11 protein-coding genes, 1 rRNA gene and 1 pseudogene are annotated in these 17,573 nt (G+C 57.2%); 3 read left to right on the forward strand and 10 right to left on the reverse strand.

Going from position 1 to position 17,573, the window contains the following annotated elements; translation table 11 throughout:
- The 5 genes from BN2106_RS00260 to folE form a co-directional block, all read right to left on the reverse strand.
- Positions 1-204: ribosomal RNA gene (locus BN2106_RS00260) — 16S ribosomal RNA — on the reverse strand; the annotation flags it as partial.
- A 357-nt stretch (positions 205-561) separates the two neighbouring features.
- Positions 562-1,038, reverse strand: a complete 477-nt coding sequence (folK, locus tag BN2106_RS00265; protein WP_050696580.1) for a 2-amino-4-hydroxy-6-hydroxymethyldihydropteridine diphosphokinase — start codon at positions 1,036-1,038, stop codon at positions 562-564.
- The gene (gene folB / locus BN2106_RS00270) at positions 1,031-1,405 is read right to left on the reverse strand and encodes a dihydroneopterin aldolase (protein ID WP_050696581.1); all 375 of its coding nucleotides are present in this window, start codon (positions 1,403-1,405) and stop codon (positions 1,031-1,033) included. The genes folK and folB overlap by 8 nt, the downstream gene beginning before the upstream one ends.
- The gene (gene folP, locus BN2106_RS00275; RefSeq protein ID WP_050696582.1) at positions 1,398-2,219 is read right to left on the reverse strand and encodes a dihydropteroate synthase; all 822 of its coding nucleotides are present in this window, start codon (positions 2,217-2,219) and stop codon (positions 1,398-1,400) included. Before folP ends, folB begins: the two co-directional genes overlap by 8 nt.
- 11 nt (positions 2,220-2,230) lie before the next feature.
- Positions 2,231-2,803, reverse strand: coding sequence for a GTP cyclohydrolase I FolE (gene folE / locus BN2106_RS00280; protein ID WP_050696988.1), 573 nt, complete (start codon positions 2,801-2,803; stop codon positions 2,231-2,233).
- 124 nt (positions 2,804-2,927) lie between these two features.
- On the opposite strand from folE, the gene BN2106_RS00285 reads away from it, so the two are divergent.
- Complete coding sequence (locus tag BN2106_RS00285; protein WP_050696583.1) at positions 2,928-3,737, forward strand: alpha/beta fold hydrolase; 810 nt, start codon at positions 2,928-2,930, stop codon at positions 3,735-3,737.
- 603 nt (positions 3,738-4,340) lie between these two features.
- Here BN2106_RS00285 and BN2106_RS00290 read toward each other — a convergent pair.
- Positions 4,341-4,748: a VOC family protein gene (locus BN2106_RS00290; RefSeq protein WP_242846216.1), complete on the reverse strand. Its 408-nt coding sequence runs from the start codon at positions 4,746-4,748 to the stop codon at positions 4,341-4,343.
- A gap of 122 nt (positions 4,749-4,870) precedes the next feature.
- Here BN2106_RS00290 and BN2106_RS00295 point away from each other — a divergent pair, with 122 nt between their 5' ends.
- Together BN2106_RS00295 and BN2106_RS00300 are read left to right on the forward strand one after the other, a co-directional pair.
- Positions 4,871-5,764 carry a helix-turn-helix transcriptional regulator gene (locus BN2106_RS00295; RefSeq protein WP_050696584.1) on the forward strand — a complete coding sequence of 298 codons (894 nt, stop codon included), beginning with the start codon at positions 4,871-4,873 and terminating at the stop codon, positions 5,762-5,764.
- Positions 5,765-6,068: 304 nt separating this feature from the next.
- On the forward strand, positions 6,069-12,314 hold the full coding sequence (locus BN2106_RS00300) for a 3-keto-alpha-glucoside-1,2-lyase-like domain-containing protein (protein WP_050696585.1): 6,246 nt from the start codon (positions 6,069-6,071) through the stop codon (positions 12,312-12,314).
- A 142-nt stretch (positions 12,315-12,456) separates the two neighbouring features.
- On the opposite strand, the gene BN2106_RS00305 is transcribed toward BN2106_RS00300, so the two are convergent.
- The 4 genes and pseudogenes from BN2106_RS00305 to BN2106_RS00320 form a co-directional block, all read right to left on the reverse strand.
- Complete coding sequence (locus tag BN2106_RS00305) at positions 12,457-13,137, reverse strand: fructose-6-phosphate aldolase (RefSeq protein ID WP_050696586.1); 681 nt, start codon at positions 13,135-13,137, stop codon at positions 12,457-12,459.
- Positions 13,138-13,168: 31 nt separating this feature from the next.
- Positions 13,169-15,659: pseudogene (locus BN2106_RS00310) on the reverse strand (glycyl radical protein).
- 42 nt (positions 15,660-15,701) lie between these two features.
- On the reverse strand, positions 15,702-16,652 hold the full coding sequence (locus tag BN2106_RS00315; RefSeq protein WP_050696587.1) for an ROK family protein: 951 nt from the start codon (positions 16,650-16,652) through the stop codon (positions 15,702-15,704).
- Positions 16,653-16,673: 21 nt separating this feature from the next.
- The gene (locus BN2106_RS00320; RefSeq protein ID WP_050696588.1) at positions 16,674-17,429 is read right to left on the reverse strand and encodes a DeoR/GlpR family DNA-binding transcription regulator; all 756 of its coding nucleotides are present in this window, start codon (positions 17,427-17,429) and stop codon (positions 16,674-16,676) included.
- Positions 17,430-17,573 lie beyond the last annotated feature (144 nt).

Genomic DNA, 17,573 nt, shown 5'->3' on the forward strand with positions numbered 1-17,573 from the left:
CACTGTACCATGCGGTACTATGACGTCATGCGGTATTAGCGTTCTTTTCAGAACGTTATCCCCCTCTGAAAGGCAGGTTACTCACGCGTTACTCACCCGTCCGCCACTAAGTTAGAAGAGCAAGCTCCTCTAACTCCGTTCGACTTGCATGTGTTAGGCACGCCGCCAGCGTTCGTCCTGAGCCAGGATCAAACTCTCTAAAATATTGTATTTAATCGCCCCCGAAGAAGCGTTTAAATCATACTTCAGAGTCTTTTGAAAAGCTCTAAATACGATACACTAACGTGTATTTTATGTCGGTTTATGGTTCCGACAAACCTTCGTCCGAAAGTACTTCCCACTTTTTCAAGCGGGCTTTTCTCTCAAAGTCATTACGGGTTCTTCTTTTCTTTACGTTGTTTAATTTTCAAGGTCCTTACACCGCTCAAACCGGCTTCCCGTCTGGGTTTCTGGCTTTCACCGTCTGCCCTTTCGTTTGGGCCGTTCCGTAGGGTGCCTGACTATAATACCAAACCACACCCCTTTTGTCAACACCTTTTTTTGAAAAAGTTTTGATTTTTTTCAAAAAGGTTGTACACCGCTCTTGTCCAACCGGTCGTAAACACCGGAAAAATCCAGTCCCAGAGCCATTTTTTGAGGGAACAGGTCCGCCAGAGGGACAAGCACAAAAGCCCGTTCCAATATACCGGGATGCGGCAGATTCAGCTCTTTCTCTGCAAAATATTCTCCTTCATATAACAACAAATCCAGATCTAATACGCGCGCAGCATGGTAGGTTTTACGTTCCCGTCCCATCGCCGCCTCAATTCCCAGGCACGCGCCCAGCAGGGCACGCGGGGACAGCTCCGTTTCCAAAAGGACGCATTGATTTAAATAATCGGCCTGCTTGTCCGGTACGTCGAACGGTTCCGTCTCGTACAAATTGGAAAGCTGCAATACCTTTGTTCCGGGCAGATGGTCCAGTGCCCGCACCGCGCGGTTCAGATTTTCCTGCCGGTCCCCCAGATTGCAGCCCAGGCCAAGCACCGCTTTACGCATGCAGGTCCCCCCTCGCACGGGTAATGGACACCGCCATATACCCAAAGTCCAATTTGACGGGGGCCTCGGGTTTTTTCAGCAGGACCTCCACCTCCTGAATCAAAGGATACTCCTCCAGGATCGCATCCGCCACTCTCTGCGCGGCGCGTTCCAGCAGATCGTCGCTCTGTTCCGTCATGACGCGTGCCACGGTCTTCGCCATTTTGGCATAGCTCACCGTGTCGTTCAAATTGTCTGTCCGGCCTGCTTTGCGCAGGTCGCAGCGCGCGGCAATGTCCAGCTCAAACGGCTGGCCGTCCCGCTTCTCCTCCGGATTGACGCCGTGGTACGCAAATACGCGCAATCCTTTGATAATGATTTTATCCATGTTTTGCCCTCCTGATCGCGGCGGCGACCTTCGCCGCTTGCACGGCCTCTGCCACATCATGCGCACGAACCAAATCCGCGCCGCTATATACAGATATACTGTGTGCCGCCAACGTCCCGGGCATACGCTGCTCAAAAGGCGGGTTGCCGCAGGGCTGGCCGATCACACGCTTGCGGGAAGCCGCCATCAACAGCGCGCAGCCGCCCGTGTCAATCTCCGCGGTATTGGCGAGAATCTCCAGATTCTGCTCGTATGTCTTTCCAAATCCGATCCCCGGATCAAAACAAATCCGGCTTTTTTCAATGCCCGCATCCTCTAATTCGCGCCGCTTTCCCGCAAAGAAGCGGTTGAGCTGCCCGATGATATCCCCTTCCTCTTCCCCGCGCGGATACATGACAATACAACCGCAGTCGGTACCCGCCGCGGTCTGCACCATGTCCGGATCGGCAAAGCCGGTGACGTCATTGATGATGGAGGCGCCATGTGCCAGCGCCTGCTTTGCCACCTGCGGATAGAAGGTATCCACGGAAACCGGCACGCCGACCCGGCACGCAAGAATATCCAGCACCGGCAGCAGCCGCTGCAGCTCCTCCTCCGGAGAAACCTGCACCCAGCCGGGACGCGTGGACTGCGCGCCGACGTCGATCATGTCCGCGCCCATCTCCTGCATCTCCAGCGCATGCTGCTCGGCATCTTTTAGAGAAAAATATTTTCCGCCGTCGGAAAAGGAATCCGGCGTGACATTTAAAATTCCCATTACATAGGCCGCATCGCCCAGTACCATGCGGCAGCGGCCCGCTGTAAACAAACGCATCGTATCCCTCCTTATCCTCTGCCTCTGGTCAGCAGGGACATGACCTCCGCACGCGTCTTTGCATCCGTGCGCATGGAGCCGCGCAGGGCGGACGTCTGTGTGCTGGACCCCGCCGCACGCGCACCGCGCATCGTCATACAGAGGTGCTCCGCCTCGATCAGCACCGCCACGCCGTAGGGCTTCATATTATCATATAGAAAATCCGCGATCTGTGCCGTCAGCCGCTCCTGCACCTGCGGGCGGCGGGCAAAGCAGTCCACAATGCGGGCGAACTTCGACAACCCGATGATCTGTCCGCCCTTGGGAATATAAGCGATGTGCGCCTTTCCAATAAAAGGGAGCAGATGATGCTCGCAGACAGAATAAAGCGGAATGTCCCGCACAACGACCATTTCCTCATGTTGGCCCTGCTCGTTGAAGATTTTCAGATAATTCTTGGGATCGTCCTGCAAGCCGGAGAAAATCTCCCCGTACATCCGGGCCACACGCTGCGGCGTTTCCAACAGGCCTTCCCGCTCGGGGTCCTCCCCCACCGCCAGCAGCAGCTCACGCACCGCATCTTCAATCCTTTTTGTATCCAATATCCATGCCCCGCTTTCCTTGGTCAAAAATCGCTACCAGTATACCATACCGGAAAGCGGTCTGTCCATTTTTTAGGAACATGCCCCTCTTTTTACTCATAGGATGAGAGAAAAAGGAGTTGCTGTTATGTTTTACGTGCGCGTAAAAGACAATACAAAGATTGCCGTTTATGACTTAAACCCCACGGGCAAGGAAACGGTTGTGATGATCCACGGCTGGCCCCTCTCCGCAAAAATGTACGAGTACCAGAAGCGCTTCCTGGTCGACCACGGCTACCGCGTGGTCACCATGGACCTGCGCGGCTTTGGAAATTCGGACGCCACCTGCTGCGGCTATGGCTACGACCAGCTGGCGGACGACATCTATCAGGTGGTCCGCTCCCTGAATCTCCGCCCGTTTATTCTGGTGGGCTTCTCCATGGGCGGCGCGATCGTGCTGCGCTATATGAACCGCTGCCGCGGTTACAACGTCAAAAAGCTGGTGCTGCTGGCCGCCGCCGCGCCGGTTTTCAACCGGACGCCGGACTTCCCCTATGGGAACAGCCGCGAATCCACCGACGCGCTGATCTGCCAAGCCAAAACCGACCGGCCGCAGCTCTGCCAGGATTTCAGCCGTCAGCTGTTATACAGCCCTCACAGCGAAGCGGTCAAGGATTGGTTCCGCGACCTCGGGCTTTCCGCCTCCGGCATCGGGACTGTCATGACCGCCTATTCCCTGCGCGACGAGGACGGACGTGCCGATTTAAAAGCGGTGCGCGTTCCCACCGGTATCTTCCACGGCATGCAGGACCAGATTGTCCCGTTCGAGCTGGGGGAAATCCAGCACCAGGCCATTGCCAATTCGCAGCTGTTTCCGTTTGAAAACAGCGGGCACGGCATTTTTTACGATGTGCTGGAGAAATTTAACTGGGAGTTCCTCGACTTCCTTCAGTGCTGATCCTGCGCGAAAAAGGCAGCTGCTAGTTTTGCAGCTGCCTTTGTTCTGATTGTAGCGTAGAGCAGAACGCGTTTTTCCGCTTTTCTGAAAAGCGGCGGGATCAAAGGGCAGAGCCCTTTGCCGCTCCTCGCAAGGAGCGGGACGTACAACGTCTTTCGCGGACCTCCGGTCGGGACGCGCCTACGGCGAGGACCGTTTTCACCTTGTGGCAATTCTTTACATTTGTCTTTCTACGTTTTTAAAGGCGGCGATGGTTGTTTGAAGCGTCGAGCGAGGCTTTAGCCTCAAGCGAGCGTCCTGACCGGAGGTCTTTTTCCTGAGAAGAGCGAGTGGGAACGAGTGATATGGTCCTTTACGAACCTTTTGTGCTGTCGGGCAAACTTTCGAGGCCGTTGCAGAATACAAACTGCAACGGCCCCTCTTCTCTTTTTTATTGCATTAAAAATAGCGAGATTTTCCACTTCTAAACGCAACAAAAAATGGACTGCTGTGGCTTTCCTGTTGTTTCGCGCGGAGGTTTCCTCGGAATCAGCTATTTTTTATTTGTCTTTCTATCCATGGGGGCCGCCCGCTTTCCCATACAATATATAGGGAGTTTCTGCGTCACGGAGTGACGGTGATTTCCACGCGGTTTCCGTCCGGGTCCAGGACGCAGGCCTCGTAATAGCCGTCTCCGGTCATGCGGGGTCTGCCGATAATGGGAACCCGGCCGCTCTCCAGCTCAGCAAAAATCCGATCCAGTTCCTCTTGCGTATCGACCGAAAATGCAATGTGCGTAAGCCCGGTCGACTCAAACCCTCTGATGTTGTCCCCCTGCGGGATGCAATCCAGCATCATCAGCTCCAGCCGCGCGCCGGAAGCAAAGGAGAGAAAATAGGAGGTAAACCGCCCGTCGAAATCCTCCTCGGTAACATACTTTTCATTGGGTTCCGCGCCGAAATACCGTACATAAAACTCTTTAAGCGACTCCAGTTGATGCGTCCAGATTGCCACATGCTCCAATTTCATCATTCATTTCCTCCCAATCATTTTCGTTTGCTGGTTTTCTGTTATCATAATACCGTCAAAAGCGCATGAAAACAAGCAGAATTGCGACTGATCCTATCACAAAAACGACAAGCGGAGGAAACATCATGTCTATTCAGGAATGCCCCCTGACCATCGACGCGCATCAGCGGGAAATTGACCGGCGCGGCACCCCTATGTTTCCCTGCGGCGGGTATGCCACAACACTTGGCGGAGGGACAAACCGGGAAATTGCCTGGCACTGGCACGACGAAGCAGAGGTCTTATTGGTACACAGCGGAACCCTGGTGCTGGAACTGGTTGGACGGCGCTATGAAATCCACGAAGGCGAGGGCGCCTTTATCAATTCCGGCGTTCCACAGTCCGCCGCCGCACAGGGCGGGATCTGTGAAATCCGTTCGCTGGTGTTTCATCCCAGCCTGATCGCCGGAACGCCGGAAAGCGCGCTGGAACAGCGGTATGTCCGCCCTTTGCTGGCATGCGGCAGCCTCCCGGCAATCTATTTTCAAACATCCCTTTCCTGGCATCGGGAGGCGGTTCAGTGTATCACGCAGGCTTTTGACGCGTGCCAAAAAGAACCGTTCGCTTTTGAACTGCTGGTACAGCAGGAGCTGTCCCGGTTGTGGTATCTGATCGTCAGCCATTACCCGGACGCCATCAACAACCGCACCGACGCCAATACAGACGCGTCGCGGGTAAAGGACATGCTTGCATGGATCCACGCGCATTACGCGGATTCTATTACCCTGGCGGAGATTGCAAGAGCCGCCTCCATCAGCGAACGGGAATGCCTGCGCTGTTTTAAGCGGACCATCGGCCTGAGCCCCATGCAGTATCTGCTCAAGCACCGCATTTCGGCCGCCGCCGGCCTGCTCAGGGACACAGATGCAACCGTTACGGAAGTCAGCCGGCAGTGCGGATTTGAATCCCCCAGCTACTTTTCCCTTAAATTCAAAAGTCTGATGGGAATGACCCCCAAGGAATACCGCGTTTCCCAATAAAAAAGCTCCGGTTTTCGTTTGAAAGCCGGCGTTTTTTTATTTCAATCACTCATCATTGACTATTTAATAAAAAATGGAAATTATTTGCATTTTAATTTCCGAATTGTATAACACACAAAAAGAATTAAGCTAAATATTTGTAAACAACGTGTAAAAAAACATAAATACAAAAAAATGCAAACCTGCTATTCTTAAATCATGAAACAGCCCACTTGCCAAAACACGCGGAAAGGAGATTGCAAACACAAGACAGACACCGCCCAGCACAAGGCCGGGCCATTTCATTGGAAAGGGAGGATTTGTTATGAAAACCACACGAAAAAACCTCACGCGCAGGCTGGCGGCACTCGCGCTCTCCGCCGTCCTGGCGGTGAGCGGTTCCACCGCAGGGTTTGCCGCGGCGGGAACCACGGCGCAGAACACCCCATCCGCCAACACCATCTATCACGGGGATCAGGGAGATTTAACCTCTGCGTTCCTGTCTCTGCCGCCGGGCGCGGTGCGCGCGCAGGGCTGGCTGGAAAACCAGCTTCTGCTGCAAAAAAACGGCCTGACCGGAAAGATGGCGGAATTCACCGATTACAACGAGGAAAGCAGCCAATGGCTGGGCGCCGCCTCCGGGGAAAACTGGGAGCGCGGTCCCTATTACATGCACGGCCTGGTCGCGCTCGCCTATGTGCTGGACGATGCGGACTTAAAAGAAAAAGCACAGAAATGGATTGACTCCGCTCTGGAAAGCCAGCAGGAAAACGGCTTTTTCGGCCCGCGCAACAACGACGACTGGTGGCCGCGCATGCCGGTGCTCATGGCAATCTGCGACTATTACGACGCACTGGACGCACAGGGTAGAACGGACGCCAGAGTTCTTCCGTTTTTGGAAAACTATTTTCGCTACCAGGAGAGCGAGCTGCAAACACGCCCGCTGCGCGACTGGGGCTCCATCCGCGGCGGCGACAATGTCGACAACGTCTACTGGCTTTACAGCCGCCTGTATCAGGAAGACAATCCGCAAGCCACCCAATGGCTGCTGGACCTGGCGGACACCCTGTTCGACCAGACAAAGAGCTGGGACGGCCTGAGCTGGACGGACGAATGCCACGACACAACCATCCGTCAGCATGTGGTTAACATCAGCCAGGGCTTAAAAACCCCGGCGCTGCGCTACCAGACCTCCGGCGACGAAGCGGACCGCACCGCCATGCGGGAGGGCCTGTTTAACCTGGGACTGGACCACGGGCGCATTGACGGCCTGCCCAACGCCGACGAATCCTCTCACGACAACCGCTCCACGCGCGGATCGGAGGATTGCGGCATTGTAGAAAACCTGCTGTCCACAGAGATCACCGCCCGCATCCTGGGCGAGGAAGCCTGGCTGGGCGACCACCTCGAGCGCGTCGCTTACAACGCGCTGCCCGCGGCAAACCTGGCCGACTACAACGGACAGGCCTATTTTATCATGCAGAATCAGGTGACCGCCACGCAGGGCAGCCACGGCTTTACCACCGAACACGGCGACGATGTGACCTACGGCGCGCCGACCGGCCTGTGCTGTTTCCCGAATTTCCAGATGGGCTGGCCCAAATTTGTACAGAGCATGTGGATGGCGACCCGGGACAATGGTCTGGCGGTTGTCGCCTACGGCCCGAATACGGTCACGGCCCGCGTGGCGGACGGAAAAACCGCCCGCTTCCAGCAGGAGACGGACTATCCCTTCCGCGATACGGTCGAACTGACCTACAGCGGCGAAGCGGCGTCCTTTGAACTCAAGCTGCGCATCCCCGCGTGGGCGGTCAATCCTGCCGTAACCGTCAACGGGGAACCGCAGGCAGGCGTCTCTGCGGATTCCTATTACACGGTGACGCGCGAATGGAAGCCCGGGGACCATGTGAAAATCACATTCCCCAGCGAGGTGGAGACCTCTACCTGGTACAACGATTCCGTCGCCGTGGAAAAAGGCCCGCTGATTTACAGCCTGCGGATCGACGAGGATTTCCGCGCCAAGGAGAAGGAAGACAATGAAATCCGCGACGTAAACTCCCAATTGAAGGATTGGGCGCCCCGCTATGAGGTGTTCCCCGCCAGCCGCTGGAACTACGGCCTTGTGACCAGCGCGGGCTTTGAGACGGAGGAACGTGACGTCGGCATGCAGCCCTTTACCGCCTCCAACCCGCCTGTGGTATTAAAAGCGACCGGGCAGGTCCTGCCGGATTGGACGCTGGACGGCAATGTGGCCAGCGCGCAGCCCTTCGGCCCCACCAAAGCGGATCCTGAAGCACAGGAGCCAATTGAGCTGGTCCCCTACGGCTGCACCAAACTGCGCGTCACGCAGTTCCCCAAAATTGGTGACCAGGGCGATACGCTCGTTCGCACCCGTGCTGAAGGCAAAGCCATCCAAATAGACGGCGAAGACTATCTGGAATTTGACAACCTCGTGGTGCCCCGCGCGGAGGACTACACCATCCGGATCACCGGTAGCGGCAGCGGTACGGCGATCGTTAACGGCAAATACCGGCAATCGCTCGACCTCTCCTCCGGACAGGCGGAGATCACTGGGCTGAAATCCAAGCCGACGCTGCAAGGCGGGTTCCGTTTTGACGCACAGCAGTTCAACAACCTCCGCTTTACCGGCGGCCTCTCCGTGGATCAGATTGAAGTGGTTTACAGCAACCGTGCGATTGAAGACGTGCAGACTTTCGCGGTAAACCGCAAGGGCGACCGCATCTCGATCGCGACCAACCTGGACCCGCAGGAGACGCCATTCAAAGTGGTCTACGGCACGGAACCGGGCAATTATCCCAACACCGTGCGCGGCTTTGACAAGAGCACGGCGGTGCTCACCGGGATGGATCCCGAAACCACCTATTATGTAAAAGTAATCGCTTCCATCAAGGGGCAGGAATCGTCCTCCGGGGAACTGGTCGTCGAAAAAACCGCCGAACCGGGCGAGCTGGTACCGAACCCCAACGTTCCCGACGTACCGCCGTACACCACCTTCCCCACGAGCAGTCTCGCCGAGTGGAAGACCTATGACCCGGAAAATAAAATCCAGCTGATTCCCGCGGAAGCGGAGACCCCCGCGCAAATCGTCTTTGGCACGGGAGAAAAAGTCAAGGCGGTTTACATGGGAGAAAACAATGAAAACTGGGTTGACTATAAGGTGGAGGCAACTCTCCGGTTTGAGTCCAACCAGGCCAACAACTGCGGAATCATCTTCCGTGCCGCCAGCTTCGGGGACGGGCCCGACGCATTCTACGGCTATTACGCCGGCATCGGCAGCCTGGCAAACGGCGGCACCGGCCTCATCACCGGCTTCGGCGGCGAGACCTGGAACAACCTGGCGCAGTATCCCATTCCCGGCGGGGTACAGGCGGGACAGGATTACACCCTTAAAATTGTGGTATTCGGCAGCCGGATTGCGTTCTATGTGGACGACAATCTGATTGCCACAACAGAGGACGAAACGTATTCCCGCGGCACTGTGGGACTCCGCTCCTACAACAAGGCATTTACCGCGTCAAACTTTGCCATTTATCCCCTTACCAGGCAGGACCTTACCGTGTTTGCGGAACCCGCCGCGCTTGAAGCGTCCGTCAGCAAGCAGCCCGGCGCGCCGGACTTCTCCGATGACTTTGAGGATGCGCAGCTGTCGGAGTCCCGCTGGACAAAGGTGGGGGAAAACGGTCTGATCCGCATCGAAAACGGCGTCCTGTCCGGTGCAAACCATCCCAATATCAAGGCGGTGGCGGGCGAGGACAGCTGGACCAATTATGTATACCAGGCGGATGTTTCCATCGGGGACGGCCCGGATAATGCAGGACTTCTGTTCCGCACCACGGCGGAGGACTCTGGCCCGGATGCCTACAACGGTTATTACTTTGGCCTTTACAACGACAAATACATCATCGGAAAAGCCAGCAACAATTGGAGCTTCCTCCACGATGGCGCGTATGAAACCAAGCCCAACAAAACATATCAGTTGAAAGTGATCGCATATGACGACCTGTTCGGCTTCTTCATCGACGGAAAATGCGTGTACCGCCTGAAAGACGCGGACCATCCCAACGGCAAAATCGGCTTTCGCTGCTATCAGAAGGCGTTTACTGCGGACAATGTGCTGGTGCGCGGCGTAACCTCGGAGGACGTGGCGGCAATCACGACCTATGAAACCTCCGTGGAGTCCGCCTGCAATCTGATCCAGGCGCGCTACCCGCAGATGTCGGGCGCGGACAACTATAAAATCCTTTTCGGCACCGAGCCGGGCCGCTATACGGACGCGGTCACCGACATTTACAACAACATCAACCTTTCCGCCGACAAAACGGCCTTTACCGTCCCGGAGGCAGGTACCTACTACGTCAAGGTCCAGGGCTTCCAGGGTTCCTCCCTGAAATTTAACAACAGGGAAATGGCCATCACCACCGGGGCGCACGCGCCGGTCGCAGCGCAACGGGAGAAGCTACGGAAAGCCCTCGCGGAAGCGAAGGCGCTGGATGCGTCCGGCTTCACCCAGCCCAGCCGGACGCGCCTGACGCGCGCCCTGGCAAACGCGGAAGCGGTACTCACGGACACAAACGCAAACCAGATGGACCTGAGCGCCGCCAGATGTCTGCTGGAGGTCTCCTGTGCAAAAGGCGACTCCGTCAATTGGGCAGGAGAAACCGCCTTGGACAAGACGCCTTTGCAGGAAAAAATTCGGGAGGCAAAGGCGATCGGCAACGAAGAGGGAACCTACACACAGGAGAGCTACGCCGCCCTGCAAGCGGCGATTGCCGCCGCGGAGGCCGCGCTTGACACGGCGTCCAGCAACGCGGAAATTGCCGCGGAAGTCAAAAAGCTGGACGATGCGATCCGGGCCCTGCGGGAAACCGCCGCGCCAAAGGCTCACGTTCTGGCCGTTCAGTCAAACGCAAACGCGGTGATGACCGTTACAGGAAACGCGGATGTCGTCATTGAGGGCAACGGCATTTATGGCGCAACCGTGCAGGCCGGTGAGAAACTGATTTTCACCTTCACCCCTGCCAGCGGGAAGTTCGCGGGCGCAAAACTAAATGGCGAAGCGCTGCCATTTGAGACGGACGGCTTCACCTATGCGTTCACCATGCCGAACGAAACAGCCAGCCTGCGATTCACATTCACTCTGATCAACAAAAATCTTCTGGAGGCCATTCTGCACGCGGCGGACGCCGTTACGGACGGGCAGCTGGACCAGCTGATCCCCTCCGTGCGCAGACATTTTACTGCCATGCGCAAGCAGGCGCGGGAAGTTCTGGAAAATGAAGAGGCCACACAGGCACAGATCAACAGCACCTGGAAAAACCTGCTGGAAGCAATGCAGTATTTGGAATTCAAGGCGGGCGATAAAACCGCTTTGAATGCCCTGCTGGAAACCGTGGAAAACCTGAACGAAGCGGATTACACCGGCGCGAGTTGGAACGTTTTGACTGCCGCCGCGGACGCGGCCGGAGCGGTCGTCTCGGACGACGACGCGCTGGCGTATGAAGTGACCGAGGCGTACGACGCACTGGACAAGGCGATCAAAGGACTGGAATCCGCGGTCCATCTCGATGTGCTGCGCGAGGCGGTCGCAAAGGCGGAAAGCCTGAACCTTGACGAATACCTCGACGCGGGCAAGGATGTCCTCGCGGACGCGCTGAAGGCCGCGAAGGACCTGCTGGAAACAGCGGAGCCGAACCAAACGGAAGTAAACGAAGCGGCGGACAATCTGAACAATGCCATGCTGGCCCTGCAACGCATCGCAAGCAAGGAATCTCTGGAAAAGATCGTCGCGGAGGCAAAGGCGGTCAACCTGGACGAATACCTTGATTCCGGCAGCAGCAAAGAAGACTTCACCGCGGCCCTCGACTACGCGGAAGCCGTGCTGGAGAATCCACAGGCAACCCAGCGGCAGGTGCAGGACGCATCCGACCGGCTGACCAACGCAATGCTGACCCTGCGCATGATCCCGGACAGAGACCTGCTGGAAGACCGGCTGAAACAATTTGAGACCGTTGACCCGGCAGATTACACGCCGGCGAGCTATGCGTCCTACCGGGCGTCCATCAATCTCGTGCGCCACGTCCTGGAGCAGGCGAACCCGTCCCAGAAAGAAATAAATGCCGTGTACTTCGGCGCGAAAGCATCCTACGACAACCTGGTGAAAGCCGTCCCCAATCCGAAGCCAGCCCCAAAGCCGGGCAAGTCCACGCAACCCGCAGGCAATCCCTACGGGACGTCGGGCTACGCGGCCGTCAAAGCGGCACAGGATGTTTCTGCACCGGGCGCGTCTGTGGTCAGCGACACCACCGTGAACTTCACTCTCAGAAAAGGCAGCGCGTACTGCTTTAAAATGACGATTCCGGACGGCGCAGCCCTGGCCCCGCGCTTCACGGCCGGCAACGGCGGCGTGCTCAAAACGCAGTTTGTGACGAGGATTGGAACCGCGTATTATTACAGGGTGTGGGCAATCGGCGCGCCGGGCCAGAGCACCGGCGTGTACACCCAGATATCCAACGAAGCGCCGCAAAGGCACTGTGCAGTGACCGTCGGATAACGGCCACAACCGGTTAGCCGGGGCCTGCAAAAGCAAGCCGCACGCCCAACAAAAAGCATGCAAAAACAGCAGCGCCGCCGGGGTGGAAAATTCCACCCCGGCGGCGCTGTCTGTCTAAATACCATGGCGCTCCGTCTTTATATTATGATAACTCCGTGATGGAAACTTCACCCTGCACCTTGACCCAGTCAGTGTGGAAATCATCCACGGCCTTCTTGATCGCCGCCATGCCGAACGCCTCATGCAGCAGCCCGGGCTGGACCGTCGCGGTGTGCGCGCCCGCCAGCAGTGCGTTGGTCACCTGCGCCACGTTTTTAAAGCTGGCCGCCAGGATCTTCGTCCGTGCGCCGCAGGAATCGATCATCTGCCGGAACGCGGCGATGGTCTCGCAGGAGTCAATGTCGAGGTTTTCCATGCGGTTGTAGTACGGGGCGATGAAATCCGCGCCCGCGGCAATCGCCATAAAGCCCTGAATCTTACTGTAAATGGCGGTAGCGGTCACGTTCACGCCCTCCGCTTTCAGCGCGCGCATCGCTTTGAGGCCTTCCTCCGTAGTGGGCACCTTGATATAGACCTGATTATCGATGTTCCGCAGAATCGCGTGTGCTTCGTCCAGAATCCCCGCGCAATCCTCCGCAATCACCTGCACATGCAGCGACTTTTCCATGCCAATCAGGGAACGGACCTTCCGCATGTGGGCAAACAGGTCGATCTTCCCTTCCGCTTTCAGGATGCTCGGGTTGCTGGTAATTCCCGTAATCGGGAAGCAGGCGCTGTATCGTTCAATGTCCGCAAGATTGGCGCTGTCAAACAAAAATTCCATGGTGATGGCTCCCTTTCCTATTTTAATGCAATCAGATGACCTGTTCCGTGCGCTCGATGATGTCGTCCTGCGTCTGGCGGGACAAAACATTGAAGAAGGCGCTGTACCCCGCCACGCGGACAATCAGGTCGCGGTGCTTTTCCGGATGCTTCTGCGCGTCCAGCAGCGTTTCCCGGCTGACCACGTTGAACTGGACATGGTAGCCGTGCAGGCGGTTGAAGAAGGTGCGCAGCAGCATGACCAGCTTCTTGCGGTTTTCCTCTTTTTCCAGCATCTGCGGGGTGACCTTCTGGTTCAGCAGCACGCCGCCGGTGATCTCCCCGGTGGGCAGCTTCGCAACGCTCTTGAACACGGCGGTCGGGCCGTTTTTGTCCGCCGCGTGGCTGGGGCTGCAGCCCTCCGCCAGCGGTTCCCCGGCTTTGCGTCCATCCGGCGTCGCCAGCGTGCCCGCGCCCTGCGTCCGCCGCGTGGCTGGGGCTGCAGCCCTCCGCCAGCGGTTCCCCGGCTTTGCGTCCATCCGGCGTCGCCAGCGTGCCCGCGCCCTGCGGGACATTGGCGGAGATGGAACTGGTGCCCGCATAGTACACGCCGCCGATGGGGCCGCGCCCGTAGCGGGTGTTGTGATATTTTTTCATCTCATCAATGTAGGTGTTGTAGGCGTCCACGACCAGTTGATCCACATAGTCGTCGTCGTTGCCGTATTTGGGCGCGTCCTGCAACATCTGGCGGATGCGCTCGTTCTCCGGGCCCGCAAAGTTCGCCTGCATGGCGTCCCACAACTGCGCCGGAGTGACGGCCTTGTCTTCAAAGACCACCTTCTTCATCGCCGCCAGGCTGTCCGCCAGGTTGGCGATGCCCACCTGCAAATCGCTGATGAAGTCGTAAACCGCGCCGCCCTCCTTCATATTCAGGCCGCGCTCAATGCAGTCGTCGGTCAGGGCGCTGCACAGAATGTCCGCTGTATCCTGCTCCAGCACCATGTCGCAGGTGGCGTCGATGATCGTACACTGGCGGCACATCTCGCGAATGACTTTATCCCAGCAGGCCAGCACGTCGTCAAAGGACTGCATCTCGCGGAAATGCCCCACCCCCTCGCAGAGCCTGGTGCCGGAGGCCGGGTCCACGCCGTCGTTCATGGCGATCAGCAGTGCCTTTGGGAAGTTGAGGAAGCTCATACCGGTGCAGCGGTAGCCCCATTTGCCGGGAACCGCCGTCTCCACGCAGCCGATGGCGCTGTAATTATACGCATCCTCCGGCTTGACGCCCTTTTCAATGAAGCTCGGAATGATCACCTCATCGTCGTTGAACGCCGGCATACCAAACCCGCAGCGCACCACTTCCACACATTCGCGCATGAACGCGTCGGACAGGCCGTGATGGTACCGCACGGTGAGGTTGGGCTGCGTCAGATGGCACTGCGCGACGGTTTTGAGGATCAGCCAGGAGAGCGGGTTGGTCGCATCTCTGCCGTCCGCATGTTGGCCCGCGATGGTCACGTTCTGGTAAAGCGGGCTGCCCGCGCTGAACTGCGTGTGGCTCCAGGAGCGGATTTTATTGATCGTATAGGTCTTGAGCCAGAGGTTGCACAGCAGTTCATCCGCCTCTTCCTCTGTAATCTTCCCTGCCTTCAAATCGGCTTCGTAATACGGGTTCAGGTATTGGTCCATCCGTCCATAGGAAAGGCTGTGGCCGTTGGACTCAATCTGCAAAACCAGATGAACCAGCCAGAGCGACTGCACCGCTTCGCGGAAGGAACCGGCGGGCTCATACGGCACCTTGTTTAAAATGCGGCTCATCTCTTCCAGCTCGGCCCGGCGCTTGCCGTCCGGCTCCTTTGCCGCCATATCCGCGGCAAGGTCCGCATAACGTTTGGCAAAATTCCGCACCGCGTCCACCACAATCAGGATCGCACGGTAGAAATAGCTTTTATGGATATTTTTATAGTCGGTCAAATCCAGCGCATCCAGCTTTTCCTGCGCACGGCGGGCATAGTCCTTCATGCCCACCTGCATCATCCGCCCGTAATCGACGGCGCAGTGCGCGTCGCCGGAGGTGATGTTGCCTTCCGACTTGATGATGCCCAGGTCGTAATACAGCTTGGAATGCGGCGGGAATGCCGCCAGCCCGCGGTCCAAAAGGGTGTTCTTTTCCCAAAACGGAGCGATGTCGCGCAGCTTCTGCTTGTTTTCCTCTGTAATATAGAACACATCGCCGTCGCGGTGCTCAAACTGGTCCAGCTCGTCGATCACCCATTTCATGGCGTATTCGGGGAAAATCGGGGCGCTGCGGTTGGAAGACGCTTGGTTGCCCGCGAGCATCGTCTGCGGCTCAATAAAAATCGTCATACCGTCCAGCACATTTTTCAGCATCAGCGCGCGCTTGATTGCAAGCGGCTGATCCTGGTTCTCTTTGTAGGTCTGCGTTGTGAGCACCGCGCGTTCCACACAGACCTGCGGCTTCGCGTTCAGCAATTCCTCACGGAAGTCGTGCATTCTCGGGGTCAGTTCTCCAAAATAGCTCATGGGTTATCCTCCTGTCACACATTCACACTTGTTCTGATCCAATCAATACAGCAGCTCCGCCGCGCCGACAATGCCGAAATCGTCGCCCAGCTCGGCAAATTTAAAATAGACCGGAAGGTCGTTGTCGTTATATTCGTCAAACAGCTCGCGTACCCTTGGGAACAGGCGGTCCCCAAAGTGGACCAGTCCGCCGCCGAACACAAAGCAGTTGATGTTCAAAATCTCATATTGGTTGTACAGCCAGATTGCCAGGTACTGCGCCATCTGCTCCACCGCCCAAACGGCCATGGGATCGCCCCGGTCGAACGCCTGCTGCAAATGCACGGCGGTGATCTTCTCCGCGCCGCCCGCCAGCTCCGTCATCACGGTCGGTTCCCCGTCTGCAATTTTCTTGCGGATGTGCTTGACGATCATGGAGCCGGAACAATACGACATCAGGCAGCCTTCGTTCCCGCAGCCGCAGCGAATCCCCTGATGCGGCGTAATGATCGCGTGCCCGCTCTCCCCGGCCCAGCCGTAACGGCCCCGGAACAGCTCGTTGTTGATGATGATGCCGCTCGCGATGCCCGTGCTGACCGCGCAGTAAATCATGTGCTTAAAGCCGCGCCCCGCGCCCTGGCTGTGTTCGGCCAGCGCGGCCACGTGGGTGTCGTTGTCCAGGATCACGCGCATGCCGTCCAATTTCTGCACCAGATACGCCTTGGCGGGAAAGTCCTTGATCTTTGTGAGATTCGTCGTTTTCAGGATGCGCCCTTCCTCAAACAGGATGTAGGAGGGCATGCCGATTCCCACGCCGCGCACCTGCTCCGGCACCAGATGGAAGTCCTTCAGGATTCCCTGAACCGTGTCCGCCACCTGGTCAAAGAACGGCTCCGCCTCCAGCTCCGGGTTGGAGGGCTCCTTCTTTTTATAGACCAGCTTTTTCTCCCCATCGAACAATCCGTAGGCGATTTTGGTTCCGCCGATATCCACGCCGATTGCATACTGTTCCACAAGACCGCTCCCTTCCGCTTTTTATCCGATCGAAATTTTATGTACCTCTATCCCATGCGATACCAGCGCCTGCTCCGCGCTTTCCGGAATGCCGTCGTCTGTAACCACCCGGCTTACCTGCTCCAGCCGCAGGAGGGAAACAACGCCCTGCTGGCTGAATTTTTCCGACTCCGTCAGGATTATCACCTGATTGGCCTGCTCCGCCATCGCTTTGACCGTCTCCGCGCGCATCAGGTTCCCCGCGGTAAAACCGCTCTGTTCATGAAAGCCGTCCGTTCCAATAAACAGCTTATCGACGAAGAACTCCTGCGCGCATTTCCGGGCGACCGGCCCGACCAGCACCTGCGATTCCGGCTGGTATTCGCCGCCCAGCAGGATCACGCGCGCATGCGGCGCGGTGCGGATATACCCGGCGATAAACGCGGAATTGGTGACAATCGTAATATCCCGTTTTTTGCTCGCCAGTTCCTCCGCCAGCAGCGCGCAGCAGGAACCGGACTCAATCATCACCGTCTCCCCGTCCCGCACATCCGCCGCCGCGGCCTGGGCGATCTTTTTCTTGCTGTCGTAATGATACGCCAGCCGGTTGTTCAGATCGTCGCTGGAACCGATGACCGCGCAGCCGTGCACCCGCCTGACCAGCCCCTTTGCCTCCAGCTGGTCCAGGTCCTTGCGCACCGTCACCTGTGAGACGCCCAGCAGCTCCGCGAGCTGCGTGACCTCCATCTTCTGCCGCTCCGTCAAAAGCTCCAGTATATTTGTATGCCTGCCTGTCATGGTTCCACCCCATTTCCTTTTCTTTCTAATACCAGTATAGCACGATCAATTCATTTGTCAACCTAAAACTTACGAATGAAAGCAAAGTTTATTATAAATACAATATTCAGCTTGCAAATCCGCAATTTTATGGTACGATAGAGA

The sequence above is a fragment of the Anaeromassilibacillus senegalensis genome (assembly GCF_001261775.1).
GTDB classification, from domain to species: domain Bacteria; phylum Bacillota; class Clostridia; order Oscillospirales; family Acutalibacteraceae; genus Anaeromassilibacillus; species Anaeromassilibacillus senegalensis.

What these genes read in the sequence shown, in the direction of transcription:
- folK (WP_050696580.1), bottom strand. Translation starts at nt 1,038, where the DNA reads ATGCGTAAAGCGGTGCTTGGCCTGGGCTGCAATCTGGGGGACCGGCAG.
- folB (WP_050696581.1), bottom strand. Translation starts at nt 1,405, where the DNA reads ATGGATAAAATCATTATCAAAGGATTGCGCGTATTTGCGTACCACGGC.
- folP (WP_050696582.1), bottom strand. Translation starts at nt 2,219, where the DNA reads ATGCGTTTGTTTACAGCGGGCCGCTGCCGCATGGTACTGGGCGATGCG.
- BN2106_RS00285 (WP_050696583.1), top strand. Translation starts at nt 2,928, where the DNA reads ATGTTTTACGTGCGCGTAAAAGACAATACAAAGATTGCCGTTTATGAC.
- BN2106_RS00290 (WP_242846216.1), bottom strand. Translation starts at nt 4,748, where the DNA reads ATGATGAAATTGGAGCATGTGGCAATCTGGACGCATCAACTGGAGTCG.
- BN2106_RS00295 (WP_050696584.1), top strand. Translation starts at nt 4,871, where the DNA reads ATGTCTATTCAGGAATGCCCCCTGACCATCGACGCGCATCAGCGGGAA.
- BN2106_RS00300 (WP_050696585.1), top strand. Translation starts at nt 6,069, where the DNA reads ATGAAAACCACACGAAAAAACCTCACGCGCAGGCTGGCGGCACTCGCG.
- BN2106_RS00305 (WP_050696586.1), bottom strand. Translation starts at nt 13,137, where the DNA reads ATGGAATTTTTGTTTGACAGCGCCAATCTTGCGGACATTGAACGATAC.
- BN2106_RS00320 (WP_050696588.1), bottom strand. Translation starts at nt 17,429, where the DNA reads ATGACAGGCAGGCATACAAATATACTGGAGCTTTTGACGGAGCGGCAG.